Genomic DNA, 25,249 nt, shown 5'->3' with positions numbered 1-25,249 from the left:
TGCGCTGCGCGGTCATCGGCTCGGCCCGTGCGGGTCACGGCCGGTGCCCGGCCGCCCGCCCGCCGTACAGCTCCACGAGCCGTGCCGCGTCCGCGCGCAGGCGCTCGCGCAGCGACTCCGGCGCGAGCACCTCCGCCTCCGGGCCCAGCGCGGTCAGCTGAGCGTGCGCGACCTCCTCCGACTCCACCGGCAGGGTCACGGTCACCCACCCGTCGGCGTCCCCCTCGCCCGCGTCCGCGAGGGCGTCCCGGGCGGCGACGGGATCCACGGCGTGCGCCAGCCCGCGCACCCCGAGCGGCGACAGCCGTACGACGACCTCGGCGCGCAGGATCGACCGCGCGAACCGCTCCGCCTGCCCGGCCCAGAACGCGGGCAGATCGAACCCCTCGTCACGGCCGAACCGCTCCGTCCGCACCTCGACCGCCGTGAACCGGTCGATCCGATACGTCCGAAAACCGCCGTCCACCCGCCCGCACAAGTACCAGACGCCCGCCTTCAGCACGAGCCCGTACGGCTCCAGCTCCCGCTCCACGACCGCGTCACCGCGCCGGTACGACGCCCCGATCCGCCGGTCGTCCCACACCGCCCCCGCGACCGCCGGCAGCAGCGCGGGCGTCTCCGGCTCCCGGAACCACGCGGGCGCGTCCAGATGGAACCGCTGGGCGGCGCTGTGCGGGGCGTCTTGCAGGGACGGCAGTAGGGCCGCCGACACCTTGAGCCGGGCGGCCGAGGCGGCGTCCTCCAGCCCCATCTCCCGCAGCGCCCCCGGCACCCCGGACAGGAACAGCGCCTCGGCCTCGCCGCGCGCCAGTCCGGTCAGCCGCGTCCGGTACCCGCCGATCAGCCGGTACCCACCGGCCCGCCCCCGCTCCGCGTACACCGGCACCCCCGCCTCCGACAGCGCCTGCGCGTCCCGGGTGACGGTCCGCTCGGACACCTCCAACTCCTCGGCGAGCTCGGCGGCGGTCATGGAGGAGCGGGACTGGAGGAGGAGCACCATCTTGATGAGGCGGGCGGCACGCATACGGCCATGCTGCACGGGCCCACTGACAAAGAAGGGGCACGGCGGCCGCCGTACCCCTTCAGGACCTGGGTGATTACAGGCCGTACTTCTCGCGCGCTTCCTTCACGGCCGTCGCCTTGACCTCGCCGCGGCGCGCCAGCTGGGCCAGCGCCGCCACGACGATCGACTCGGCGTCGACGCCGAAGTGGCGGCGGGCCGCGTCACGGGTGTCCGACAGACCGAAGCCGTCGGCACCCAGCGAGGAGTAGTCCTGCTCGACCCACTGCGCGATCTGGTCCGGGACCTGGCGCATGTAGTCGGAGACGGCGAGCACCGGACCCTCGGCGCCCTGGAGGGCCTGACGGACGTACGGCACCCGCTCCTCGCCCTTCAGCAGCGCGGCGTCCGCCTCCATGGCGTCGCGGCGCAGCTCGGTCCAGGAGGTCGCGGACCACACGTCGGCGGCCACGCCCCACTCCTCGGCGAGCAGCTTCTGCGCCGTCAGCGCCCAGTGGATCGCCGTACCGGAACCCAGCAGCTGGATGCGCGGGGCGTTGGCCGCCGCCACGTCCAGGCCCGCCGACTCCGCCGTGTTGAAGCGGTACAGGCCCTTGACGATGCCCTCGTCGATGCCCAGGCCGGACGGCTTGGCGGGCTGCGGCAGCGGCTCGTTGTAGACCGTCAGGTAGTAGAAGACGTCCTGGTCCTCGCCCGGCTTGGCCTCGCCGTACATCCGGCGCAGACCCTCGCGGACGATCACGGCGACCTCGTAGGCGAACGCCGGGTCGTAGGTCAGGGCGGCCGGGTTGGTCGCCGCGATGACCGGGGAGTGGCCGTCGGCGTGCTGGAGGCCCTCGCCCGTCAGGGTGGTCCGGCCGGCCGTCGCGCCGACGAGGAAGCCGCGGCCGAGCTGGTCGCCGAGCTGCCACATCTGGTCGGCGGTGCGCTGCCAGCCGAACATCGAGTAGAAGATGTAGAACGGGATCATCGCCTCACCGTGCGTGGAGTACGCGGTGGACGCGGCGATGAAGTCGGCCATCGAACCGGCCTCGGTGATCCCCTCGTTGAGGATCTGGCCGTTCTTGGCCTCCTTGTAGTACATCAGCTGGTCGCGGTCGACCGGCTCGTACGTCTGGCCCTTGGGCGAGTAGATGCCGAGCGACGGGAACAGCGACTCCATGCCGAAGGTGCGCGCCTCGTCGGGGACGATCGGCACCCAGCGCTTGCCGGTCTCCTTGTCGCGGACCAGGTCCTTGACGAGGCGGACGAAGGCCATGGTGGTCGCGACGTTCTGGGAGCCGGAGCCCTTGTCGAAGGAGGCGAACGCCTTCTCCGCCGGGGCGGGCAGCGGCGCGAGCGCGTGCGTGCGGCGGGCCGGGGCCGGGCCGCCGAGGGCCGCGCGGCGCTCCTGGAGGTAACGGACCTCGGGGGAGTCGGCGCCGGGGTGGCCGTAGGGCACCTGGCCGTCGACGAACTGGCTGTCCGAGATGGGGAGTTCGAGCAGGTCGCGCATCGCCTTGAACTCGTCCACCGTCAGCTTCTTCATCTGGTGGTTGGCGTTCTTCGACGCGAAGCCCTCACCGAGCGTGAAGCCCTTGACGGTCTGGGCGAGGATGACGGTCGGCGCGCCCTTGAACTCGACGGCGGCCTTGTAGGCGGCGTACACCTTGCGCGCCTCGTGGCCACCGCGGGAGAGGTGGAAGCACTCCAGGATCTTGTCGTCGCTCAGCAGCTTCGCCATCACGGCGAGCGCCGGGTCCTTGCCGAAGAAGTCCTGGCGGATGTAGGCGGCGTCGCGGGTCTGGTACGTCTGCACCTGGGCGTCGGGTACCTCGCGCAGGCGGCGTACGAGCGCGCCGGTGGTGTCGAGCCGGAACAGCTCGTCCCACGCCGTGCCCCACAGCGTCTTGATCACGTTCCAGCCGGCGCCGCGGAACTGGGCCTCCAGCTCCTGCACGATCTTGAAGTTGGCGCGGACCGGGCCGTCGAGGCGCTGGAGGTTGCAGTTGATGACGAAGGTCAGGTTGTCCAGACCCTCGCGGCTGGCCAGCGCGAGCGCCGCCGTCGACTCGGGCTCGTCCATCTCGCCGTCGCCGAGGAAGGCCCACACGTGCGAGGACGAGACGTCCTTGATGCCGCGGTTGGTGAGGTAGCGGTTGAAGCGCGCCTGGTAGATGGCCGACAGCGGGCCGAGGCCCATGGAGACCGTCGGGAACTCCCACAGCCAGGGCAGCCGGCGCGGGTGCGGGTACGACGGGAGGCCGTTGCCGCCGGACTCCTGGCGGAAGTTGTCCAGGTGCTGCTCGGTCAGCCGGCCGTCGAGGAAGGCGCGGGCGTAGATACCGGGGGAGGCGTGGCCCTGGATGTACAGCTGGTCGCCGGAGCCGTCGCCCTCCTTGCCCTTGAAGAAGTGGTTGAAGCCCGTCTCGTAGAGCCAGGCGGCGGAGGCGAAGGTGGCGATGTGGCCGCCGACGCCGTGCTTGCTGCCGCGGGTCACCATCGCGGCCGCGTTCCAGCGGTTCCACGCGGTGATCCGGCGCTCCATCGCCTCGTCGCCGGGCACGCCCGGCTCGGCGGCGGTCGGGATGGTGTTGACGTAGTCCGTCTCAAGCAGCTTGGGCAGCGCGATGCCGTTGCCCTCGGCGCGCTCCAGCGTGCGGCGCATCAGGTACGCGGCACGGTGCGGCCCGGCCGCCTGGGTGACGGCGTCCAGCGAGGCCTGCCATTCGGCGGTCTCCTCGGGGTCGCGGTCCGGGAGCTGGTCGAGCTCGCTCGGCTGGATGGCGTTGGGGTCGGTCATGTCGCCGCCTTCCTCAGTCGAAGGGGGTTCCCTCATCGGTAAGGGTTCGGGGGTGCCCTTGGTCTTTGGCAGGACAGGGCGGAGACCTCGGTGGAGGTCCGTCGGCGACTGTAACTCCCTGATCGATGATCGATCAAAGGGGGAACGGGAAAAACCTCATGATCACGAGAAACTAGGCACGGGGTGCCTTTCGGGCAGGCACCGGGTGCCGCGTTTTCGACAGGTTTTCGCAGGTCGGACGGCGTTTGAGCGAGAGCCCGCTCACTCGCCCTCGTGTCGCGGCGCGCATCCCAGCACATGCGCCTTCACCAGGTCCGCGATCCGCGGATCCCGGCGGCGGAACGCCTGCACCAGCTCCTCGTGCTCCTCCGCGTAGGACTGCTGCACCGTGCCCAGCCAGCGGATCGACAGGGCCGTGAAGACCTCGATGCCCAGGCCCTCCCAGGTGTGCAGCAGCACCGAGTTGCCGGCCGCGCGCACCAGTTCGCGGTGGAAGGCCACCGTGTGCCGCACCTGGGCCGTGCCGTCCGAGGCGCGGTCCGCCTCGTACAGCGCGGCCACATGCGGCTCCAGGGCCGAGCAGTCCTCGGCCAGCCGGGCCGCCGCCAGCTCCGCCGCGATCGCCTCCAGACCCGCCCGGACCGGATAGCTCTCCTCCAGATCGGCCGCGGTCAGATTCCGCACCCGTACGCCCTTGTTGGGCGCCGACTCGATCAGCCGGAGCGACTCCAGCTCACGCAGCGCCTCCCGCACCGGCGTCTGGCTGACCTCCAGCTCGGTCGCGATACGCCGCTCCACGATCCGCTCGCCCGGCTTCCAGCGGCCGCTCACGATCCCCTCCACGATGTGCTCGCGGATCTGTTCGCGCAGCGAGTGGACGACGGGCGCGGTCATTCGGGCTCCTTTGGACGGGCACCGGCGGCCCCTAGGGCTTTGACGTAAAGACAATAAGGCCGCCACCCCGCGCGGGAGGGGCGCGCGGGGGCGCTTTCACGCAGGTGAGACGAGGCTTACACGCTCACAACAGGGCGCGGTCCGTAAAGACATGTACCGGAACGCGTCCGGAGCCGTCACCGCCGTGTCACGGCCAGAACCCCTGTACGGCCGATCCGTGTCGCCGTCGGCAGCGGGGTTCCGGCGAGTGGGGGACGGCATGGACATCAGGACACGACGAGCGGGAGCGGGCCTGGCGATCGCGGCGGCCGTGATCGGCGCGATCGGCGCCCTGACGGGGTGCCAGCAGACCCCGACGAGCGCGGCGCCACGGACGAACGGCGATTCCGCGGCGCCACGGACGAGCGGCATCACCGCGATGGCGGCCGGCGCCGGTTCGCCCGGCGCCGCCTGCGTCTTCGTCAAACCGGACGGCGCCCAGCGCCTGGGGCACGTCGGCTGGGGCTTCCGGCTCCCCGGCGCCGACCAGTGGGTCTACGGCGCCGTCGAGAACCCCAGCGGCAAGCTCTACACCCCGCCCGGCGGCGACATCGGCGCCTGGCACGCGCAGGGGTCGTACGCCCGGATGCTCGGCGACATGGCCCGCGACGCGCGCGGCGGGACCCCCGTCCCCGGCGGCTCGACGCATCCGTACAGCCGCTACCGCTGCACGCCGTCCCCGACCGGGGACGTCACCGCCGCCCGCGCGATGATCCGCACCGTCGAGGGGCGCGGTTTCCTCGTCGGGGTGGACCCGACGACCGGTCGGCTGACCTCCCGGGACTGCCTGGACGCGACGTACGACGTGCTGCGGGCGTACCGGACGCGGCCCCTGGCGCCCGCGCTCCACCTGTCCATTCCGAACGTGTGGGTGGAGACCCTGGTGACCTGGTCCGACCGGAAGCTGACGCCACGCTGAAACAGCGGTGCCCCGCCCGGAGGACTCCGGACGGGGCACCGTACGCAAGGCGTCTTACAGACCGAGCTCGACCTCGAACTCGCCCGCCTCCAGGATCGCCTTCACCGCGGTGAGGTACCGCGCGGCGTCGGCGCCGTCCACCAGGCGGTGGTCGTAGGACAGGGTCAGGTACGTCATGTCGCGGACGCCGATGACCGTGCCCTCCTCCGTCTCGATGACGGCCGGGCGCTTGACCGTGGCACCGATGCCGAGGATCGCGACCTGGCCCGGCGGCACGATGATCGTGTCGAACAGCGCGCCGCGCGAACCGGTGTTGCTGATCGTGAAGGTCGCGCCGGCCAGCTCGTCCGGGGTGATCTTGTTGCCCCGGACCTTGCCCGCCAGGTCGGCGGTGGCCTTGGCGATACCGGCGATGTTCAGGTCGCCGGCGCCCTTGATGACCGGGGTCATCAGGCCCTTCTCGGAGTCCACCGCGATACCGATGTTCTCGGTGTCGAAGTAGGTGATCGTGCCCTCGGCCTCGTTGATCTTGGCGTTGATGACCGGGTGGGCCTTCAGCGCCTGGGCCGCCGCCTTCACGAAGAACGGCATCGGGGAGAGCTTGACGCCCTCACGGGCGGCGAAGGAGTCCTTCGCCTGGGCGCGCAGCCGCATCAGCTTGGTGACGTCGACCTCGACGACCGACGACAGCTGGGCCATCTCCTGCAGCGCCTTGACCATGTTGTCGCCGATGACCTTGCGGATGCGAGGCATCTTGACGGTCTGGCCGCGCAGCGGGGAGACCTCCAGGGCCGGGGCGGCCTTCTTGGCGGCGGCCGGGGCGGCAGCGGCGGGGGCCGGAGCAGCGGCGGCGGCCTTGGCGGCCTCGGCGGCGGCCATGACGTCCTGCTTGCGGATACGACCGCCGACGCCGGTGCCCTTGACGGCGGCCAGGTCGACGCCGTTCTCGGCGGCGAGCTTGCGCACCAGCGGGGTGACGTAGGCGCCCTCGTCGGTGGCCTGGGCGACCGGAGCCGGCGCGACCGGAGCCGGCGCGACCGGAGCCGGGGCGACCGGGGCCGGAGCGGCGGCGACCGGGGCGGCCGGGGCCGGAGCCGGGGCAGCCGGAGCCGCGGGGGCGGCCGGAGCCGGAGCCGGGGCCGGGGCGGCCGGGGCCGCGGGGGCGGCGGCCGCCGGAGCGGCACCCGCGGCGCCGATGACGGCGAGCTTGGCGCCGACCTCGGCGGTCTCGTCCTCGCCGACCACGATCTCCAGGAGCACGCCGGAGGCGGGCGCCGGGATCTCGGTGTCGACCTTGTCGGTGGAGACCTCGAGCAGCGGCTCGTCGGCCTCGACGGAGTCGCCGACCGACTTCAGCCAGCGGGTGACGGTGCCCTCGGTGACGGACTCACCGAGCGCGGGCAGGACCACGTCCGTGCCCTCGGCGGAGCCGGCGCCTGCGGCGGCCTCGGCGGTGGGCGCCGGGGCGGGAGCGGCCTGCTCGGTGGAGGGCTGGGCGACCGGAGCCGGAGCGGCCGGGGCCGCGGCGGGCTCGGCGGCCGGAGCCGGAGCGGCAGCGGGCGCGCCCGTGCCGTCGTCGATGAGGGCCAGCTCGGCGCCGACCTCGACCGTCTCGTCCTCGGCGACCTTGATCGAGGCGAGGATGCCGGCGGCGGGGGAGGGGATCTCGGTGTCGACCTTGTCGGTGGAGACCTCGAGCAGCGGCTCGTCGGCCTCGACGCGCTCGCCCTCGGCCTTCAGCCAGCGGGTGACAGTGCCCTCGGTGACGCTCTCGCCGAGCGCCGGAAGGGTTACGGAAACCGCCATGGTTTCGGTTGCTCCTTACGAATTACGGAAGTCTGTGTCGTCGCGTGCTTCGACCGAGGGTCAGTCGTGCGCGTGGAGCGGCTTGCCGGCCAGGGCCAGGTGGGCCTCGCCGAGCGCCTCGTTCTGCGTCGGGTGGGCGTGGATGAGCTGGGCGACCTCGGCCGGCAGCGCCTCCCAGTTGTAGATCAGCTGGGCCTCGCCGACCTGCTCGCCCATGCGGTCGCCGACCATGTGGACGCCGACCACGGCACCGTCCTTGACCTGGACGAGCTTGATCTCGCCCGCGGTCTTGAGGATCTTGCTCTTGCCGTTGCCCGCAAGGTTGTACTTCAGAGCGACGACCTTGTCCGCGCCGTAGATCTCCTTGGCCTTGGCCTCGGTGATGCCCACGGAGGCGACCTCCGGGTGGCAGTACGTCACCCGCGGGACACCGTCGTAGTCGATCGGGACGGTCTTCAGACCGGCCAGCCGCTCCGCCACCAGGATGCCCTCGGCGAAGCCGACGTGCGCGAGCTGGAGCGTCGGGACCAGGTCGCCGACGGCGGAGATGGTGGGCACGTTCGTCCGCATGTACTCGTCGACGAGGACGTAGCCGCGGTCCATCGCGACGCCCTGCTCCTCGTAGCCGAGGCCGGCGGAGACGGGGCCGCGGCCGACGGCGACGAGCAGGACCTCGGCCTCGAACTCCTTGCCGTCGGCGAGGGTGACCTTGACACCGTCGGCCGTGTACTCGGCCTTGGAGAAGAAGGTGCCCAGGTTGAACTTGATGCCGCGCTTGCGGAAGGCGCGCTCAAGAAGCTTGGAGGAGTTCTCGTCCTCGACCGGGACGAGGTGCTTCAGGCCCTCGATGACCGTGACGTCGGCGCCGAAGGACTTCCACGCCGAGGCGAACTCGACGCCGATGACACCGCCGCCGAGGATGATCGCGGACTTGGGCACGCGGTCCAGGACGAGGGCGTGGTCGGAGGAGATGATCCGGTCGCCGTCGATCTCCAGGCCCGGCAGCGACTTCGGCACGGAGCCGGTCGCCAGCAGGACGTGGCGGCCCTGGACACGCTGGCCGTTCACGTCCACCGAGGTCGGGGAGGACAGCCGGCCCTCACCCTGGATGTACGTCACCTTGCGGGAGGCGACGAGGCCCTGCAGGCCCTTGTACAGGCCCGAGATGACCTCGTCCTTGTACTTGTGCACGCCGGCGATGTCGATGCCCTGGAACGAGGTCAGGACACCGAACTGGTCGGCCTCGCGAGCCTGGTCGGCGATCTCGCCCGCGTGGAGCAGGGCCTTGGTGGGGATGCAACCCCGGTGCAGGCAGGTGCCGCCGACCTTGTCCTTCTCGATCAGGGCGACGTCCAGGCCCAGCTGCGCCCCGCGCAGGGCCGCGGCGTAACCACCGCTACCACCGCCGAGGATCACTAGGTCGAAAACGGTGCTGGCGTCGTTCGCCACGTCACGTCCTCCATGCATGTGCGCCGTACGCCGGTCGTCGGTGACCGGGCGGCGGCTGGTGTCCGGCCGCTCTTTTGCTTCGGCCCTGTGGTGGGGGCCCTGTCCTGCCGAGCCCCATCTTCGCACTTGTCGAGCCCGTACGAGTCACGGGGCCGGGGTGTGAGACGACACACGTAAGCCTGGTAGGCAACGCCAGCCGGAAAGGGGCGCGGGGAACTGCGCGACCAGCCCCACGCCCCTGAACCCGCCGTACGACGGATGCACCCCACTCAGTGGGCGGACATCAGCCCAGATCACCCGCGGCGGTCAGCTCGGCGAGCCGAACAAGCGTACGGACGCCCGACCCGGTACCGCCCTTCGGCGTGTACCCGAAGGCCCCGCCCTCGTTGAACGCCGGCCCCGCGATGTCCAGGTGCGCCCAGGTGATCCCCTCGCCCACGAACTCCTTCAGGAAGAGCCCGGCGACCAGCCCGCCACCCATCCGCTCACCCATGTTCGCGAGATCGGCGGTCGGCGAGTCCATGCCCTTGCGCAGGTGCTCCGGCAGCGGCATGGGCCACGACGGCTCACCCACCTCCTCGGCCGCCTCCACGATCGCGGAGCGGAACGCGTCGTCGTTGCCCATGACGCCGAACGTCCGGCTGCCCAGCGCCAGCACCATCGCCCCGGTGAGCGTCGCCACGTCCACGATCGCGTCCGGCTTCTCCAGGGACGCCGCCCACAGCGCGTCGGCCAGCACGAGCCGGCCCTCCGCGTCGGTGTTGAGCACCTCCACGGTCTTGCCGCTGTACATGCGCAGCACGTCACCCGGACGGACCGCGGAGCCCGACGGCATGTTCTCGGCGAGCGCCAGCCAGCCGGTGACGTTCACCTCCAGGCCGAGGCGGGCCGCGGCGACGACGGCGGCGAACACGGCGGCCGCGCCGCTCATGTCGCACTTCATCGTCTCGTTGTGGCCGGCCGGCTTCAGCGAGATGCCGCCCGAGTCGTAGGTGATGCCCTTGCCGACGAACGCGAGGTGCTTCTGCGCCTTCGCGTGCGTGTACGACAGCTTCACCAGGCGCGGCGCCGCAGCCGAGCCGCCGCCGACGCCCAGGATGCCGCCGTAGCCGCCCTTGGTCAGCGCCTTCTCGTCGAGCACCTGCACCTTGAGGCCGTGCTCCTTGCCGGCCGCCTGGACGATCGACGCGAACGCGGCGGGGTCGAGGTCGTTCGGCGGGGTGTTGATCAGGTCGCGGGCCCGGTTGAGCTCCTCGGCGACGGCGGTGGCGCGGGCCAGCGCGGCCTTGTGGGCGGCGTCGCGCGGCTTGCCGCCGAGCAGCGCGGCCTCGCCGAGCGGCGCCTTGCCGTTCTTGGCCTTCGCGTCCTTGGCGCTGTCCTTGTAGGTGTCGAAGGCGTACGCCCCGAGCAGGATGCCCTCGGCGACCGCGCCGACATCGCCGGCGTCGGCGAGCGGCAGGGCGTAGCCGGCCTTCTTGGAGCCGGCGAGCGCGCGGGCGGCCACACCGGCCGCCTTGCGCAGGGCCTCGGCGTCGTAACCCGCGTCCTTCTCGGGTTCGCCGCCCAGACCCACCGCCACCACGAGCGGCGCCTTGAAGCCGGCCGGCGCGGGCAGCTTCGTCACCTCGCCCTCGGCGCCCGATGCGCCGAGAGTCTCCAGAACGCCGGCGAGCCGTCCGTCGTAGGCCTTGTCCACGGCCTCGGCGCCCGGTGCTGCGACCAGGCCCTTCGCGCCCTTGGCGACACCGATCACGATCGCGTCGGCCCGGAGGCCGGGCGCCGCGGCGGTGCTGAGAGTGAGAGCAGTCACGGTGGTGAAATCTCGCTTCCGATGTGAAGTTGCTGTGGCCGAACTGTGTGGGTCGACCGGGCCCGACAGCCGACCCTAGAGCGGGGCCGAGGGTGCGGTCGCACGGGGTGCTCCTCACCGGCGCGGCGGAACCGATGAGGGGGTGCCCCGTCATGAGCGTACGCGCGCGTGTGCGTTCGCTCATGCCTGCGAGTGTTCACCTGTCGGTGGCGTCGTGGCCACATCTGGATCCTCGCATTCGATGAGGTGGGTCACACTCGTCGGGTTCGGTGAAGCCGTCGGCTCACCGCTTCGCATGATTTCCACGGATCTGCCGCGTCGCGGCCGCCTGCGGACACCGCGCGTACGGATCCATTTCTGGGGGAGGGACCACTTTGGCGCAGCGTGCGCATCGATGGAGAAGTGCCGCCGCGGTGGCGGCGGCGACCGGGCTGACCGTGCTGGGGGTGGGGGCACCGGGTGCCTCGGCGGCCGGGGAGCCGCGCATCGACCTGCGGGTGCTGGTCGTGGACAACGGGGACAGCCCGGTCCAGGCGATCACCGCCCAACTGAGGAACACCGGCATCCCGTACACGACCGTGAACCTCGGCGACGCCGGCCGGCCGACGATCGACGCGGCCTTCCTGAGCGACACCGTCAACGGCGTCCCGCGGGCGAGGTTCCAGGGCGTCGTCCTGCCGAACGAGGCGCCGTTCGGGGCGGGTTCGGCCGAGCAGAGCGCGCTGGAGACGTACGAGAAGACGTACGGCATCCCGCAGGTCGACGCCTACACCTGGGCGCACCCGGAGGTCGGCCTGGAGTACAGCGCGTACTCCGGCACGCTCGACGGGCAGCAGGCGTCCGTCACCACGGCCGGCCGGACGGGCCGCTTCGGCTATCTCGACGGCGCGTTCGCCTTCGAGGACAACGCCGCTTCGGTGGCGGAGAGTTACGGCTATGTGGCCGCGCCCCGCGCGGGCTTCACCAGCTACGTCGACGTGTCCGTGAACGGCGCGACCGGCAGCCTGGTCGGCGAGTACGCCCACGACGGGCGCCGCGAACTGGTGATCACCTTCGCCTACAACCAGTACCAGCAGCAGTTCCGGCTGCTCGCCCGCGGCATCGTCGAGTGGCTCACCCAGGGCGTCCACCTCGGTCAGCTGCGCAACTACTTCGAGGTCCACGTCGACGACGTGTTCGCGCCCGACGCCCGCTGGGACACCGCGCGCGACTGCACGCCCGGCGACTTCGACTGCGTGGGCGGCGACGGCGAGGGCACCACCCCCATCCGGATGACCGCCGAGGACGCGGCCTACGCCGCCCAGTGGCAGGCCGAGCACGGCTTCACCCTCGACATGGTCTACAACGCGGGCTCCGGCGAGGAGTGGAAGAGCGAGCACGGCGGCAGCGACGCGCTCGCCGACCGGCTCGTCGCCGACAAGGACCGGTACCGCTGGGTCAACCACACCTACACCCACGCCTTCCTCGGCTGTGTGCAGGACACCTCCACCGTGCCGTGGAGCTGCGCCAAGAACCCCGACGGCACCACGCAGTACATGAGCCGCTCGGAGATCTCCGCGCAGATCCGCGACAACCGCGACTGGGGGACCGGCAAGGGCCTCCCGCTCGACCGCACCGAACTCGTCACCGGCGAGCACTCGGGCCTGCGGACGCTCCCCCAGCAGCCCGACGACAACCCGAACCTGGCCGGCGCCCTCGCCGACAACGGCGTCAAGTGGACCGGCTCGGACAACTCCCGCGAACCCGAACAGCGGGCCGTCGGCAAGGCGTTGACCGTGCCGCGCTACCCGATGAACGTGTACTACAACGTCGGCACCAAGGCCGAGATGGCCGACGAGTACAACTGGATCTACACCGCGCGGGCCGACGGCGGCAGCGGCGTCTGCGAGAACAACCCGACGTCGACCTGCATCTCCCCCCTGGACACGGCCACCGGATACGACGACCACATCGTCCCCCAGGAGGCCCGCACCGCCCTCGGCCACGCCCTCTCCGGCGACCCCCGCCCGCACTACGCGCACCAGTCCAACCTGGCCGAGGACCGGATCCTGTACCCGGTCCTGGACAAGGTGCTCGCCGACTACCGGGCCCTGTTCGCCGACAACACCCCGCTGGAGAACGCGCGACAGAGCGCGATCGGCGCCGAGCTGAAGAACCGCGCCGCCTGGCAGGCCGCGATCGCGGCCAACAAGGTGACGGCCTACCGGATCGGCAACACGGTCACGATCACGGCCCCGAACGGCACCCAGATCCCGGTGACGGCCCCGGAGGGCACCAAGAAGCAACTCCTGCTGGGCAGCAGCACCTTCGGCACCCCGTACGCAGGCGAACGCACGGCGTGGACCACGCCGAGCGCACTCCAGACCTCGGTCACGCTGAAGCTGCCGTAAAGGCGGCGCAGCCGCCAAGGGGCGCGGGGAACTGCGCGACCAGCCCACCACGACCCGCAGCCGGGCGACGGGCCGCAGTTCCCCGCACACGATCCGCACAAACAGGGGGGAGTCGCGCAGCGATGCGTGGCCGTAACGTCACCATGCTCACCGAAGGCACCTATCCGCACGTCCACGGCGGCGTCAGCACCTGGTGCGACCAGCTCGTCAAGGGCATGCCGGAGGTCGCCTTCCACATCGTCTCGCTCACCGGCACCGGCCGCGAACCCGTGACCTGGGAGCTGCCGCCGAACGTCCACCGGCACACGTCCGTGCCCACCTGGGGCCCCCGCCCCGGCCGCCGGCGCGCCCCCTACGGCCGCGCCCGCCGCCGCTTCACCGATTCCTACGAGAGGTTCCTGCTCGCCTTCCTCGACCCCGAGGCGTCCTGCGACTTCGGCACCGCCCTGTACGAGCTGGCCGAACTCGCCCGCGACGGAATCCTGCCGGCGGCCCTGCGCACCGAGACGGCGCTGCGCTCCCTGATGTGGATCTGGACGATGCCGCATCTGCCGACGGCCGCCGCCCGCCCCACCGTGCACGACGCCCTCACCGCCACCGACCTCCTCGAACACGCCCTGCGCCCGCTCGGCACCCGCATCCCGGAGGACTCGGTCGCGCACGCCGTCAGCAGCGGCCTCGCCACCCTCCCCGCGCTCGCCGCCCGCCACTTCGAGGGCGTGCCCTTCCTCCTCACCGAGCACGGCATCTATCTGCGCGAGCGCTATCTCGGCTACCGGCAGGGCGCCCAGCGCTGGCCGTTGAAGGCGTTCATGCTGGCCTTCTACCGTGAGCTGAACTCGCTCGGCTACCGGTCCGCGGACCTGATCACACCGTGCAACCAGTACAACCGCCGCTGGGAGGAGCGCGGCGGCGCCGACCCCGACCGGATCCGCACGGTCTACAACGGCGTCGACCCGCACGCCTTCCCGCACGCGGGACCCGAACCGGAGGTCCCCACCCTCAGCTGGTGCGGCCGCGTCGACCCCATCAAGGACCTGGAGACCCTGCTGCGCGCCTACGCCCTGGTCCGCGCCGAACTCCCCGAGACCAGGCTCCGGCTGTTCGGCCCGGTCCCGCCCGGCGGCGAGGAGTACCTGACCCGGCTGGAGAAGCTCGCCGCCGAACTCGGCATCGCCGACGGCCTCACCTTCGAGGGCCGCATCAGCGAGGTCTGGCGCGCCTACGCGGCCGGCCATGTCGTCATGCTCTCGTCCATCTCCGAGGGCTTCCCCTTCTCGATCATCGAGGCCATGTCCTGCGGCCGTACCACCGTCTCCACCGACGTCGGCGGCGTGCGCGAGGCGGTCGGCGACACCGGCCTGGTCGTACCGCCGCGCGAGCCGGAGAAGATGGCCGCCGCCGCGCTCACCCTCCTCAAGGACGACGAACGCCGCCTCGAACTGGGGGCGTTGTCCCGCCAGCGGGTCATCGACCGCTTCACGCTCAAGCGTTCCGTGGACAACTTCCGCACGATCTACCAGGAGTTGGCCGGCCTCCCCGAGGTCTACGAGCCCACGGTCGAGACGGTCGTCGACTGGACCGCCGAACTGCGCGACCCCTGGTACGCCGCCGTCGCGACGGACGGCGCCGGCTGGTGAGCGGCTCCCTGTGGCTGCCCCCGGGCGCCCGTCCCACGCCCCTGCCCGTCATCCCGCGCCAGCGCACCGAGCCCGGCCCGGCCGAGGCCGACCCGATCGACGAACTCGCCGAGCGGATGGCCGACTTCGTGGCCGCCGCCGTCCACCCCGACGAGGTCGCCGCCCTGCTGGAGTCCGACGGACTGTCCGACGACCAGATCCGTGAGCGCTACGGCGTGAAGAACTCCTTCTCGCTCGCCGAGGAGCTCTACGAACGCGTCCCGCGCCGCCATCCCGACCCCGACGACCCGCCCCACGACCCCTGGCGGGCCGGCCTGCTCGGCTGCCTCCTGCGCGGCCTCGTCTTCGCCCTCCCCGGCTTCGGATACGTCCTCGGCGGGCCCTACCTCATGGGCCCGAAGGACGACTTCGGGCTGCCGGCCGGCACGGTCCCGCTGCTCGCGGCGGCGCTGTGCGGCTGGACCTGGAACCAGGGGCTGTCGCACCGGGCGTACGCCTGGCTCGGGCTGGGCGACCGGGCCGCCGCCCGCCGCTGTCTCCTGATCGGCGCGCCGGCGGGCGCCCTGCTCGGCTCCCTCGTCGCCCTCGCCGCGACCGGCCCCGCCCAGCCGGCGGCCCTCGCCTTCGCCACCGGCCAGTCCTGCTACCTCGGCGCGTCCACAGCCCTGCTGGTGATGGGCCGCGAACGGGCCCTGCTGGCGGCCCTCACCCCGATGGCGGCCGGCGCGATGCTCTCCCTGGCCCACCCCGTCCCGCACCCGCTGCGCCTCGTCCTGCTGCTGGGCTCGCTGGCCGCGGTGATGCTCCTCGGCCTGCTCGAAGTGCGGCCGACGCTCGCGGAGTTGCGGGGGCTGTTCACCCGGGACCGCTCCGGCACCCCCTGGCTGACCGCGACCCTGCCCTACGCCCTGTTCGGCCTCGGCAGCGGAGTCCTCGTGCTGTACGCGGCCCTCGGGGACCTCCTGGTGGGGGAGGAGCACGGCCCGCTCTCCGCCGCTGTCGGCGTGGCGCTCACCCTCAGCATGGGACCCGCCGAATGGCTGCTGTACCGCTTCCGCAGCGGCAGCCTGGCCGGGCTGCGCGCCACCGACAGCCCGCGCGCCTTCCGGCGGACGACGGCCCGCACCCTGGTGGAGTGCCTCGGCGGCTATCTGCTGGTCCTGCTCGCCCTGGGCCTGACCGCCGCCGCCCTGTGGCCGCGCTCCCCGGGCCTGACCGGGGTGCGGCTCGCCGGACTGCTCCTGCTGGGCGTGGTGCTGTGGACCGGTCTGCTGCTGCAGTCCTTCGGCGCGGTCCTCGGCGCGGCCGCGGTCTGCTGCCTGGCCGCCCTGGCCCAGACGGCGGCCCTGGCGGCCCGGCTGTCCCCCCACCCCACGGCGGCCACGGTCTACGGCGTGACGGCCCTGGCCCAGGCGGTCCTGGTCTGCACCCTCCTGGGAAGGGCGACCGCGCACCGATGACGGACCGATGGAGAGCCACACACCGATGAGCAGGCTGCTGATCCCGTACTACGAGCACCCCGCCGTCCGTCCCGCCGAGTGGGCGGCGATCCTCGCGGCCGCGCCCGGCCTGCACGGCGTGGTCCTCAACCCGGCCAGCGGGCCCGGAGAGGCACCCGACCCGGCCTTCGCCGACGTCGCGGAGCGGCTGCGGGCGGCGGGCGCGCACGTGTACGGCTACACCGACACCGCGTACGGCCGGCGCCCGCCCGCCGACATCGCGGAGGACCTCGACCGCCACCACGCCTGGTACGGCACCGACGGCGCCTTCTTCGACCAGGTGGCCGCGAGCCCCGACGCGCTGCCGCACTACCGCGCCCTGGCCCGCGCCGCCCGCGGCGCCGGCTGCACCACCCTCGCCCTCAACCACGGCACGACACCCCACCCGTCCTACGCCCGTATCGCCGACGTCCTGGTGACCTTCGAGGGCTCCTGGACGACGTACCGCACCGGACCGCCGGGCCCCCGCGTCCCCGGCGCGCTCGTCTGCCACCTGGTGCACGGGGTGCCGCCCGGCGCCGACTGCGCGGCCCTGGCCCGGGCCCGCGGCGCCGAACTGCACTGTGCGGTGCCGGGTTCGGGAGATCATCCTTGGGGTACGTTGCCGCACACCCTGGAGTCCGTCCCGTGAGACGCCCGATCCTGCTGCTGTCCTTCCTCGTCCTGCTGCTGGCGGGCTGCTCCGGCACGTCCGGTGACCCCGACGGCAAGGACGACGGGACGCCCGCCGAGCCCCACGGCGCACCGGCCGCCCGCTGGCAGCCGCGCCCCGGCACGCCCTGGCAGTGGCAGCTCAGCGGCCGCGTCGACACCTCCGTCGACGTGCCGGTCTACGACATCGACGGCTTCGACCAGAGCAAGGCCACCGTCTCCGCCCTGCACGGCGACGGCCGCAAGGTCATCTGCTACCTCTCCACCGGCGCCTACGAGGACTGGCGCCCCGACGCGAAGAAGTTCCCCGCGTCGGTGCTGGGCAAGGGCAACGGCTGGGAGGGCGAGCGCTGGCTCGACATCCGCCGCACCGATGTCCTGCGGCCCCTGATGGAGAAGCGTCTCGACATGTGTCGCGCGAAGGGCTTCGACGCGGTCGAGCCGGACAACATGGACGGCTATCTCAACGACACGGGCTTCCCGATCGAGGCCGCCGACCAGCTCCGCTACAACCGCCTGATCGCCCGGCTGGCCCACGACCGGGGCATGGCGGTGGGCCTGAAGAACGACCTGGACCAGATCCCGCAGCTGGTCGGGGACTTCGACTTCGCGGTCAACGAGCAGTGCGCCCAGTACGGCGAGTGCGCGGACCTGACCCCCTTCATCACGGCGGGCAAGGCCGTCTTCCACGTCGAGTACGAGCTCCCCACCAGCCGCTTCTGCGCCGACTCCCGTCGGCTGAAGCTCAGTTCGCTGGAGAAGAAGTACGAACTGGGGGCATGGCGCCGCTCCTGCTGAGACGCGCCCACACACGCGCCCACGGCATCAGGGGCCGAGCGTCAGCGCCACGAGGGCGACAGTCGCCGCCGTCTCGGCCAGCCCGCCGAAGACGTCCCCGGTGACCCCGCCGAAGCGGCGGACACAGCGCCGCAGCAGCAGTTCGGCGGCGGCGAGCGCCAGCGTCACCGAGACGGCCGTACGCACCGCGTCGTCCGGCCCGAGGAGCGCGCCCCACGCGGCCGACAGCAGGACGACCCCGGCCGCCGCGCCCACCGCGCCCCGCACCGGCACGACTCCGGCCACCGCCGCCCCCAGCCCCTCGGGCCGGGCGGCCGGCACCCCGTCACGGGCGGCGAGCGTGAGTGCCAGCCGGGCCGCGACCGCCGAGGCGACGGCGGCGGCCGCGCCCCGCGCCCACGAGTCGTCGTAGAGCCGCGCCAGGGCCGCCGCCTGGGCGAGCAGTACCAGGACCAGGGTGAGGACCCCGAACGGGCCGATGTCCGACTGCTTCATGATGCGCAGCGCGTCCTCGGCCGGTTTGCCGCTGCCGAGGCCGTCGGCGGTGTCGGCGAGCCCGTCGAGGTGCAGCCCCCGGGTCAGCGCGGCCGGTACCGCGACGGAGGCGACGGCGGCGAGCGCCGCGCCGGAGCCGAGGGCGAGCAGCGCCGACCCGAGCGCGGCGGCGCAGCCGCCGACGACCAGGCCGACCGCCGGGGCGCTCAGCATGCCCCCGCGCGCGGCCTCCCGGTCCCAGCGGTGCACCCGGACGGGCAGCACGCTCAGGGTGCCGAAGGCGAAACGGAGGCCGTCGAGGCGCGAGGTCGTCGGGGTCTCGGTCACCGGCGCAGGGTATCCGGCGCCCCGCGAGGCACCCGAGCAGGGTGGCAGGCGCCCGGTGGGGCACCTGAGCAGAGCGGGGATAAAGTGCGCTTATGGGACATTGGTTGCAGCGGAACGTGATCGAACCGGGCAAGCTCCCGCTGCTGCTCGCCCTCACGGCCTTCGTCGTGACCTTCCTCGTCACCCGGCTCATCACCCGCCTCATCCGCGCGGGCAAGGGCCCCTTCGGCAACGTCCAGTCGGGCGAACTGCACATCCACCATGTCGTCCCCGGCGTCGTCCTCACCGTCGTCGGCGGCTTCGGCGCGGTCGCCAGCAGCCGCTACGGCTTCGGTGCCGCCCTGTGTGCGGTGATCTTCGGCATCGGCGCCGGGCTCGTCCTGGACGAGTTCGCGCTGATCCTCCACCTCGACGACGTGTACTGGAGCGAGGAGGGCCGCAAGAGCGTCGAGGCGGTCGTGCTCACCGCCGCCCTGGTCGGCCTGCTCCTGTCCGGCTTCTCCCCGTTCGGCGTCAACGACCTCTCCGACGACGAGCTCCAGAACCGCGGCACCGCCGTCGCCTCCGTGGGGACGAACTTCCTCTTCTCCCTCGTCGCCCTCTTCAAGGGCAAGGTGCGCACGGCGGTCTTCGGGGTCATCGTCCCCCTCATCGCGGTGGTCGGCGCCATCCGTCTGGCCCGCCCCGACTCCCTCTGGGCCCGGCGCTTCTACCGCCGCCGCCCACGTGCCCGCGCCCGCGCCGGACTGCGCGCCTACCGTCACGACCGCCGCTGGGCCCGCCCCCGCCGCATGCTGGAGGACTGGCTCGGCGGCCGGCCCGATCCCGCCCCCGATCGCACCCCCGACCGCAAGTGACGGCGCCGCGCCCCGGACGCCGCGCTCAGCACCAGCACCGCCGCGATCGCCGCGAGATGCTCCTTGCCCGCGAGATTCGGCTTCACCGCGACCTCCGCGACTATCGCCAGCACCACCGCGCCCACGGTGGCGTACGCCCGGAAGCGCAGCCCGGCGAAGACGGCCAGCCCGACCACCGCCGCGGACGGCCCGGTGTCCACCACCAGCGACTCGGCGGCGGGCAGCCCCAGCGGCGAACCCGGGCCCAGCGCGACGCCCACGCGCGCGTACAGGGTGCCGGCGAGCGTCGCGACGTAGGCGATGACGAGGGTGCGCCACGGGCCCAGACAGATCTCCGCGATCCCGAACACCAGCAGGATCTGCGCCAGCGCGCCCCACACCGGCAGGTCGAGGGCGGGCACGAAGAGGGACAGCGGGGTGCGCAGCAGCGCCAGCCACAGCGGATCCGCGGCCCGTACGGCCCCGGCGTCGTGCACCAGCCGGTAGCCCCAGGACTGGTTCTGCGTCAGCTGGACGAGCCCGGTCAGGCCCACCGCCGTCAGCGTCATCGGGACCGCCCGCCACCGCCGGCGCACCAGCGGCCCGCGCACGGCGACGTACAGCGGCCCCCATTCGGCGCGGGCCCAGCGGGCGGACCGTCTCATCCGCGCGCGCCGCCGCGCCGACGGAGGTACGGTCCCGAGGGCAGCGCCGGCGGTTCCAGGAAGCCCTCCGCCCGGGCCGACGCCAGACCGATCCGCGGCAGGTCCGCGCTCTTCTCGAACAGCAGGAAACGGGGCTCCCAGACGGGCCGGTACTTGGCGTTCGCGCGGTACAGCGACTCGATCTGCCACCAGCGGGAGAAGAAGCTGAGCAGCGACCGCCACAGCCGCAGCACCGGCCCGGCGCCGAGCCGAGCGCCCCGCTCGAAGACCGAGCGGAACATCGCGAAGTTCAGCGACACCTGGGTGATCCCGAGGTCCCCGGCCCGCCGCAGCAGCTCGATGACCATGAACTCCATCAGCCCGTTGTCGGACTCGCGGTCGCGCCGCATCAGATCCAGGGAGAGCCCGGCCGGCCCCCACGGCACGAAGGAGAGCAGTGCTCTCAGGTCGCCGTCGGGGCCCGCGCACTCGATCATCACGCAGCGCCCGTCCTCCGGGTCCCCGAGCCGCCCCAGCGCCATGCTGAAACCGCGCTCGGTGGCCCCGTCCCGCCAGTCGTCGGCGCGCCGCACGAGATACGCCATCTCGTCGGCCGGGATGTCCTCGTGCCGCCGGATCCGCACGGTGTACCCGGCCCGCCGCACCCGGTTGTACGCCTGCCGCACGGTCCGCATCGCCCGCCCCTCCAGGGTGAACTCGGCGACCTCCACGATCGCCTCGTCACCGAGTTCGAGCGCGTCCAGGCCGTGCCGGGCGTAGACGGTCCCCGCCTCCTCGCTCGCGCCCATCACGGCCGGGATCCAGCCGTGGGCCCGCGCCTCGCCGAGCCAGGGCTCGATGGCCCCGGGCCAGGCCTCCGGGTCGCCGAGCGGATCCCCGGAGGCCAGCGAGACGCCCCCGACGACCCGGTAGGCGACGGCGGCCTTCCCGGTCGGGGACCACACGACGCTCTTCTCGCGCCGCAGGGCGAAGTAGCCGAGCGAGTCCCGGTCGCCGTGCCGCTCCAGCAGCTCCCGCAGCCGCTTCTCGTCCTCGTGGGTGAGCGGATCGACGGCGCGGCGGGAGCGGAACGCGGCGTACAGGACGGCGAGGACGAGCGCCGTGCTGAGCACGTTGATGGCCACGTCGACCCAGGTGGGCGGGGCGATCCCGGGGAAGCGCTGCTCGTCGGCGGCGACCGAGACCAGCCGCAGGGTGCCGTACCACCAGCGCCCCGCGAACGTCGAACGGGCCGCGTCCGGTGCCTGGTTGGTGAGGCTGACCAGCAGCGCGGCGAGCAGCGAGGCGCCGAGGAACCCGCCGGTGCCGACGGCCGCCGCGAGCTTGGGGTTGGCGCGGTCGCCCTTGGCGTAGAAGGCGCCGCGGCCGACGAGCAGCGCGGCGACGAAGGCGGCGGTCAGGGCGAGGGAGATCCAGTTCTGCGGGGAGCGCCGGATCTCCGGGAAGGCCATGGCGACGGCGAACAGGCCCAGGAAGGCGCCGCTCAGCCCGAGGTTGAGGATCCACGCGGCCCGCTTGCGCCGCCGCATGGTGACGGCCAGGAAGGCGGCGAAGACGCCCGAGGCGAAGCCCGCCGTCAGCAGATACGGGGTGAACAGGTTCTCCTGGTTGTGCCGCCGCACGTCCTGCCCGAGGGAGACCCACACCGCACTGAGGAAGTTGACGAAGGCGACGCCACGCAGATACCAGACGACAAGAACGGCAGCACGGCGGGCGACGGGCCGAGGGGCACGGAGATCTCCCATGACGGGCGATCATATGGGCCGAATTCCCCCGAACCCTTCTTTGTCGCCGCCGTTCTCCTCTTGCCGGTCATCTTTACGGCTTCTCTTCGCTCTCCGGCAACTCGGCGGCCAGCGCGGCAGCGGCCTGCACCAGCGGCAGCGCCAGCAGCGCGCCCGCCCCCTCCCCGACCTTCACACCCTGGTCCAGCAGCGGCTCCAGGGCCATCCGGTCCAGCGCCTTGGCCTGCCCCGGCTCCCCGCTCCGGTGCCCGGCCAGCCACCAGTCCGGCGCCCGGAAGGCGATCCGCTGCCCCACCAGCGCGCACGCGGCCGTCACGACCCCGTCCAGCACCACCGGCAACTTCCGCACCGCGCACTGCAGCAGAAACCCCGTCATGGCGGCCAGATCCGCCCCGCCCACGGTCGCCAGCAACTGCAACTGGTCCCCGAGCACCGGCCGCGCCCGCCGCAGCGCGTCACGGATCGCCGCGCACTTGCGCATCCACGCCAGGTCGTCGATCGCCAGCCCGCCCCGCCCGGTCACCACGGACGCGTCGGTCCCGCACAGCGCGGCGACCAGCACACCCGCCGCCGTGGTCCCGCCGACGCTCACATCGCCGAGGACGACCAGATCCGTACCGGAGTCGGCCTCCTCGTTGGCCACCGCCATCCCCGCCCGGAACGCCGCCTCGGCCTCCTCCAGGGTGAGCGCGTCCTCGACTTCGATCCGCCCGCTGCCGCGCCGCACCCGGTGCCGTACGACGTCCTCCGGGAAGGCCTCCGGCTCGCAGTCCAGCGCCATGTCCACGACCCGCACCGGCACCCCGAGCCGCCGCGCCAGCACCGCGACCGGCCGGCCGCCCTCCAGGACGTCCCGCACCAGCTCCGCGGCGGTCCCCGCGGCCCGCGCGGAGACATCGAGCCCGGCGACGCCGTGATCCCCGGCGAACAGCACGAGACGCGGCCGCTCGATCGGCCGTACGGGTACGGACCCCTGCGCCGCGGCCAGCCACTCACCCAGGTCGTCCAGCCGGCCCAGCGACCCGGGCGGCACGATCTGACGCTCGCGGCGCGCTTCCGCGTCGCGGCGCACCCCGCCGTCGGGGCGCTCGATCAGATCGGTGAAGTCGTCGAGATTAAGCGAGCTCATTCGCCGAACAGTACCGGCACTGATCGAACGGTTCGGATCGAACGGGGGGCGGCACAGCGCCACCACACCCCCGCAGTGTCATTGCACCCAAGATCGTGATCCCATACGTTCCGTTTTGCTGTGGATTGCGTACGCCCGTCACGCCGTCCCGCCCGACACGTCCTCACCGGGAGCCGCCCATGCCCCCACGGCCCATCCACGACCCGCGCCGCGACGACTGCCCCTGGTGCGGCTCCACCCGCCTGCGCACGCTGCTGCGCACGCCCGATCTCCGGCACCCGGGCCGCCCCGGCGCCTTCACGCTCGACGCGTGCGAGGAGTGCGCGCACACCTTCCAGAACCCCCGGCTGACACCGGAGGGCCTCGCGCTGTACCCGGCGGAGCCGGACGCGAGCGCGGCCCGCCGGCGACTGCGGGGGACGGCCCGGCTGATGCTGCCGCTGGGGGAGCCGGAGAGCTGGCTGGACGTGGGGACGGGGGACGCGCGGTTCCCCGAGGCGGCGAGGGAACTCTTCGCCTACACGGCGTTCGACGGGGTCGACGTGACGCCGAGAGTGGTGCGGGCGAGGGACGAGGAGCGGCTGGACGAGGCCCACGTGGGCGACCTGACGGACCCCGGGCTGGCCTCCCGGCTGCGCGCCCGCTACGACGTCGTCAGCATGCTGCACCACCTGGAACACACACCCGACCCCCGCGCGTCCCTCCGGGCGGCCCTGGGGACCCTGCGCACCGGCGGCCACCTCCTCGTCCAGCTCCCCAACCCGAGAAGCGCCCCGGCGCGACTGCTCGGCCGCAGATGGCCCCACTACGACCAGCCCCGCCACCTCCACCTGATCCCGCTGCCCAATCTCTGCGCGGAACTGCGCTCCCTGCACTGCGCGATCGTGGGCAGCGACGACCACCGGGGGCTCTCGAACAGCTACCGGGTGATCGCCAGAAAAGAGGCGCCGAGCTAGGCCCTCTCTCCCCGGAACCCGCCGAAGTCGCGGGCCCCGGCCGCTCACCCCCGCAGCACCACCGCCTGCCCCGCCACCACCAGCACCACCTGCTCGCACTCACCCGCCACCGCCGCGTTCAACCGCCCCAGCTCGTCCCGGTACCGCCGCCCGGAGGCCGTGGCCGGCACGATGCCCGACCCCACCTCGTTCGACACCAGCACCACCGTCCGCCGGGCTCCCCGCACCGCCTCCACCAGCTCACCCACCCGCGAACGCAGCGCCCGCTCGCCCCCGTCCGCCCACACCGCGTCGTCCCACGCCCCGGCGGAGTCCATCGCGTCCGTCAGCCACAGCGACAGACAGTCGATCAGCAGCGGCGCCCCGTCCTCCTCCAGCAGCGGCACCAGATCGCACGTCTCCGCCGTCCGCCACGACCCCGGCCGCCGCTCCCGGTGCGCCGCCACCCGTGCCGCCCACTCGGTGTCCCCGCCCCGCGCACCCCCGGTCGCCACGTACAGCACATCCGGGAACGACTCCAGCCTCCGCTCGGCCTCCACCGACTTCCCCGACCGCGCCCCGCCGAGCACCAGCGTCCGCCGCGGCACATCCGGTACGTCCTCGTACACGCCCACCATCAGCGTCTCCCCGTCCGCCACCGCCCGTGCCCCGGCCGCCGCCAGCCGCCGCCGCAACTCCGTCCCGGGCGGCACGTCGTGGTCGAGATGGACGGCGATGACATCCGTCGTCGGCCCCACGGCACCCACCGCCCGCAGCCTCGCCAGCGCGTCCGGCCGCCCCACGACATCCACGAGCACCATGTCGTAGCGCTCGGCCGGTCCCGTGCCCTCCTCCAGCCCGGCCGGTGAGCCGCTCGGCGGCAGATACAGCAGCCGCTGCCCGTCCGGCCCGCTCACCGCGTACCCGGTGCCGCCCGCGTCCATCGCCACCGCCCGGACCCGATGCCCCGTCAGCAGCGCCAACTCCCGCCCGTCCGGCACCCGCCCCGGCTGCGGCAGCCCCGCCGGAACCTCCACGGCGGGCCCGTCGTGCGGATGCGACAACAGCACCTGCTGCACACCCCCCAGCGAACGCCCGGCCCGCGCGGCGGCGAAGGCGGCCCCCGGCGTCAGATCCAGCAGCACCGCCCCGTCCACGAGCAGCGCGGTGGCGGCCCGCGCGTCACCCCCGAGCGAGGTGGCACACACGGCACAGGGGCAGTCGGGCCGGGGCAGCCCCGCGGGCCCGCCGGTACCAAGCAAAGTCACTTCCACACCAAGATTTTCCCCCGCCCGACCGGTCGCTGCCCCATGGGCGGCCCCAAGGGGCGTAAGCCACCGGAGGCGCGGAGCCGTAGCCCTCTAACGGCACACCCGGCGGAGCGCATACCCTGCGGGGAGCCTGATCAACATAGGGAGG

The 25,249-nt window shown here is 72.9% G+C and carries 19 protein-coding genes; 8 read left to right on the top strand and 11 right to left on the bottom strand.

All coding sequences use genetic code 11. The features are described 5' to 3' along the window. Nucleotides 1–34: 34 nt before the first annotated feature. From ACZ5NW_RS10790 to ACZ5NW_RS10780, 3 genes are all read right to left on the bottom strand, one after another. Entirely contained in the window at nucleotides 35–1,024 is a 990-nt protein-coding gene (locus ACZ5NW_RS10790) for a helix-turn-helix transcriptional regulator (RefSeq protein WP_468743457.1), read from the bottom strand. 73 nt (nucleotides 1,025–1,097) lie between these two features. Further along, nucleotides 1,098–3,803 (bottom strand): pyruvate dehydrogenase (acetyl-transferring), homodimeric type, encoded by a 2,706-nt coding sequence (gene aceE / locus ACZ5NW_RS10785; RefSeq protein WP_468743456.1) that lies wholly within the window; start codon nucleotides 3,801–3,803, stop codon nucleotides 1,098–1,100. Nucleotides 3,804–4,064: 261 nt separating this feature from the next. Next, nucleotides 4,065–4,697, bottom strand: a complete 633-nt coding sequence (locus ACZ5NW_RS10780) for a GntR family transcriptional regulator (RefSeq protein ID WP_468743455.1) — start codon at nucleotides 4,695–4,697, stop codon at nucleotides 4,065–4,067. Nucleotides 4,698–4,956: 259 nt separating this feature from the next. On the opposite strand from ACZ5NW_RS10780, the gene ACZ5NW_RS10775 reads away from it, so the two are divergent. Next, the gene (locus ACZ5NW_RS10775; protein ID WP_468743454.1) at nucleotides 4,957–5,655 is read left to right on the top strand and encodes a hypothetical protein; all 699 of its coding nucleotides are present in this window, start codon (nucleotides 4,957–4,959) and stop codon (nucleotides 5,653–5,655) included. Between the two features lie 54 nt (nucleotides 5,656–5,709). Here ACZ5NW_RS10775 and sucB read toward each other — a convergent pair whose 3' ends face one another. From sucB to ACZ5NW_RS10760, 3 genes are all read right to left on the bottom strand, one after another. Continuing rightward, the gene (sucB, locus tag ACZ5NW_RS10770; protein ID WP_468743453.1) at nucleotides 5,710–7,461 is read right to left on the bottom strand and encodes a 2-oxoglutarate dehydrogenase, E2 component, dihydrolipoamide succinyltransferase; all 1,752 of its coding nucleotides are present in this window, start codon (nucleotides 7,459–7,461) and stop codon (nucleotides 5,710–5,712) included. Nucleotides 7,462–7,521: 60 nt separating this feature from the next. Continuing rightward, on the bottom strand, nucleotides 7,522–8,910 hold the full coding sequence (gene lpdA / locus ACZ5NW_RS10765) for a dihydrolipoyl dehydrogenase (protein ID WP_468743452.1): 1,389 nt from the start codon (nucleotides 8,908–8,910) through the stop codon (nucleotides 7,522–7,524). Nucleotides 8,911–9,193: 283 nt separating this feature from the next. Then, complete coding sequence (locus ACZ5NW_RS10760; RefSeq protein ID WP_468743451.1) at nucleotides 9,194–10,720, bottom strand: leucyl aminopeptidase; 1,527 nt, start codon at nucleotides 10,718–10,720, stop codon at nucleotides 9,194–9,196. A 413-nt stretch (nucleotides 10,721–11,133) separates the two neighbouring features. On the opposite strand from ACZ5NW_RS10760, the gene ACZ5NW_RS10755 reads away from it, so the two are divergent. The 5 genes from ACZ5NW_RS10755 to ACZ5NW_RS10735 all read left to right on the top strand — a co-directional run bounded on the left by ACZ5NW_RS10755 (nucleotide 11,134) and on the right by ACZ5NW_RS10735 (nucleotide 17,698). Continuing rightward, entirely contained in the window at nucleotides 11,134–13,110 is a 1,977-nt protein-coding gene (locus tag ACZ5NW_RS10755) for a hypothetical protein (protein WP_468743450.1), read from the top strand. 122 nt (nucleotides 13,111–13,232) lie between these two features. Continuing rightward, complete coding sequence (gene pelF, locus ACZ5NW_RS10750) at nucleotides 13,233–14,750, top strand: GT4 family glycosyltransferase PelF (RefSeq protein WP_468743449.1); 1,518 nt, start codon at nucleotides 13,233–13,235, stop codon at nucleotides 14,748–14,750. After that, nucleotides 14,747–16,210 (top strand): hypothetical protein, encoded by a 1,464-nt coding sequence (locus tag ACZ5NW_RS10745; protein ID WP_468743448.1) that lies wholly within the window; start codon nucleotides 14,747–14,749, stop codon nucleotides 16,208–16,210. Before pelF ends, ACZ5NW_RS10745 begins: the two co-directional genes overlap by 4 nt. Before the next feature lie 25 nt (nucleotides 16,211–16,235). Continuing rightward, entirely contained in the window at nucleotides 16,236–16,880 is a 645-nt protein-coding gene (locus ACZ5NW_RS10740; RefSeq protein WP_468743447.1) for a spherulation-specific family 4 protein, read from the top strand. Continuing rightward, entirely contained in the window at nucleotides 16,877–17,698 is an 822-nt protein-coding gene (locus tag ACZ5NW_RS10735; protein WP_468743446.1) for an endo alpha-1,4 polygalactosaminidase, read from the top strand. Before ACZ5NW_RS10740 ends, ACZ5NW_RS10735 begins: the two co-directional genes overlap by 4 nt. Before the next feature lie 27 nt (nucleotides 17,699–17,725). Here ACZ5NW_RS10735 and ACZ5NW_RS10730 read toward each other — a convergent pair whose 3' ends face one another. Beyond that, nucleotides 17,726–18,520: an adenosylcobinamide-GDP ribazoletransferase gene (locus ACZ5NW_RS10730; protein ID WP_468743445.1), complete on the bottom strand. Its 795-nt coding sequence runs from the start codon at nucleotides 18,518–18,520 to the stop codon at nucleotides 17,726–17,728. A gap of 92 nt (nucleotides 18,521–18,612) precedes the next feature. Here ACZ5NW_RS10730 and ACZ5NW_RS10725 point away from each other — a divergent pair, with 92 nt between their 5' ends. After that, nucleotides 18,613–19,377, top strand: coding sequence for a hypothetical protein (locus ACZ5NW_RS10725; protein ID WP_468743444.1), 765 nt, complete (start codon nucleotides 18,613–18,615; stop codon nucleotides 19,375–19,377). Here ACZ5NW_RS10725 and ACZ5NW_RS10720 read toward each other — a convergent pair. The 3 genes from ACZ5NW_RS10720 to cobT all read right to left on the bottom strand — a co-directional run bounded on the left by ACZ5NW_RS10720 (nucleotide 19,281) and on the right by cobT (nucleotide 22,895). Then, nucleotides 19,281–20,021 (bottom strand): hypothetical protein, encoded by a 741-nt coding sequence (locus ACZ5NW_RS10720; protein ID WP_468743443.1) that lies wholly within the window; start codon nucleotides 20,019–20,021, stop codon nucleotides 19,281–19,283. The two genes, ACZ5NW_RS10725 and ACZ5NW_RS10720, sit on opposite strands and share 97 nt — an antisense overlap. After that, on the bottom strand, nucleotides 20,018–21,766 hold the full coding sequence (locus ACZ5NW_RS10715) for a phosphatidylglycerol lysyltransferase domain-containing protein (protein WP_468743442.1): 1,749 nt from the start codon (nucleotides 21,764–21,766) through the stop codon (nucleotides 20,018–20,020). The genes ACZ5NW_RS10720 and ACZ5NW_RS10715 overlap by 4 nt, the downstream gene beginning before the upstream one ends. 73 nt (nucleotides 21,767–21,839) lie before the next feature. Continuing rightward, a complete protein-coding gene (cobT, locus tag ACZ5NW_RS10710) occupies nucleotides 21,840–22,895 on the bottom strand; it encodes a nicotinate-nucleotide--dimethylbenzimidazole phosphoribosyltransferase (protein WP_468743441.1) in 1,056 nt (351 codons plus the stop codon). Nucleotides 22,896–23,074: 179 nt separating this feature from the next. Here cobT and ACZ5NW_RS10705 point away from each other — a divergent pair, with 179 nt between their 5' ends. Continuing rightward, nucleotides 23,075–23,851, top strand: coding sequence for a class I SAM-dependent methyltransferase (locus tag ACZ5NW_RS10705; protein WP_468743440.1), 777 nt, complete (start codon nucleotides 23,075–23,077; stop codon nucleotides 23,849–23,851). A 44-nt stretch (nucleotides 23,852–23,895) separates the two neighbouring features. On the opposite strand, the gene ACZ5NW_RS10700 is transcribed toward ACZ5NW_RS10705, so the two are convergent. Next, entirely contained in the window at nucleotides 23,896–25,104 is a 1,209-nt protein-coding gene (locus ACZ5NW_RS10700; protein ID WP_468743439.1) for a bifunctional adenosylcobinamide kinase/adenosylcobinamide-phosphate guanylyltransferase, read from the bottom strand. Nucleotides 25,105–25,249: the final 145 nt, after the last annotated feature.

Source organism: Streptomyces sp. NPDC032126 (assembly GCF_055580085.1).
The sequence above is the reverse complement of the archived record's forward strand: the minus strand, read 5'-3'. Positions and strand labels throughout refer to the sequence as shown.

Bases quoted from the DNA above. Each gene is read 5' to 3' on its own strand.
- ACZ5NW_RS10780 (WP_468743455.1), bottom strand. From the start codon at position 4,697: ATGACCGCGCCCGTCGTCCACTCGCTGCGCGAACAGATCCGCGAGCAC.
- cobT (WP_468743441.1), bottom strand. From the start codon at position 22,895: ATGAGCTCGCTTAATCTCGACGACTTCACCGATCTGATCGAGCGCCCC.
- pelF (WP_468743449.1), top strand. From the start codon at position 13,233: ATGCGTGGCCGTAACGTCACCATGCTCACCGAAGGCACCTATCCGCAC.
- ACZ5NW_RS10775 (WP_468743454.1), top strand. From the start codon at position 4,957: ATGGACATCAGGACACGACGAGCGGGAGCGGGCCTGGCGATCGCGGCG.
- ACZ5NW_RS10725 (WP_468743444.1), top strand. From the start codon at position 18,613: ATGGGACATTGGTTGCAGCGGAACGTGATCGAACCGGGCAAGCTCCCG.
- ACZ5NW_RS10715 (WP_468743442.1), bottom strand. From the start codon at position 21,766: ATGGGAGATCTCCGTGCCCCTCGGCCCGTCGCCCGCCGTGCTGCCGTT.
- ACZ5NW_RS10740 (WP_468743447.1), top strand. From the start codon at position 16,236: ATGAGCAGGCTGCTGATCCCGTACTACGAGCACCCCGCCGTCCGTCCC.
- ACZ5NW_RS10790 (WP_468743457.1), bottom strand. From the start codon at position 1,024: ATGCGTGCCGCCCGCCTCATCAAGATGGTGCTCCTCCTCCAGTCCCGC.
- ACZ5NW_RS10720 (WP_468743443.1), bottom strand. From the start codon at position 20,021: ATGAGACGGTCCGCCCGCTGGGCCCGCGCCGAATGGGGGCCGCTGTAC.
- ACZ5NW_RS10705 (WP_468743440.1), top strand. From the start codon at position 23,075: ATGCCCCCACGGCCCATCCACGACCCGCGCCGCGACGACTGCCCCTGG.
- sucB (WP_468743453.1), bottom strand. From the start codon at position 7,461: ATGGCGGTTTCCGTAACCCTTCCGGCGCTCGGCGAGAGCGTCACCGAG.
- aceE (WP_468743456.1), bottom strand. From the start codon at position 3,803: ATGACCGACCCCAACGCCATCCAGCCGAGCGAGCTCGACCAGCTCCCG.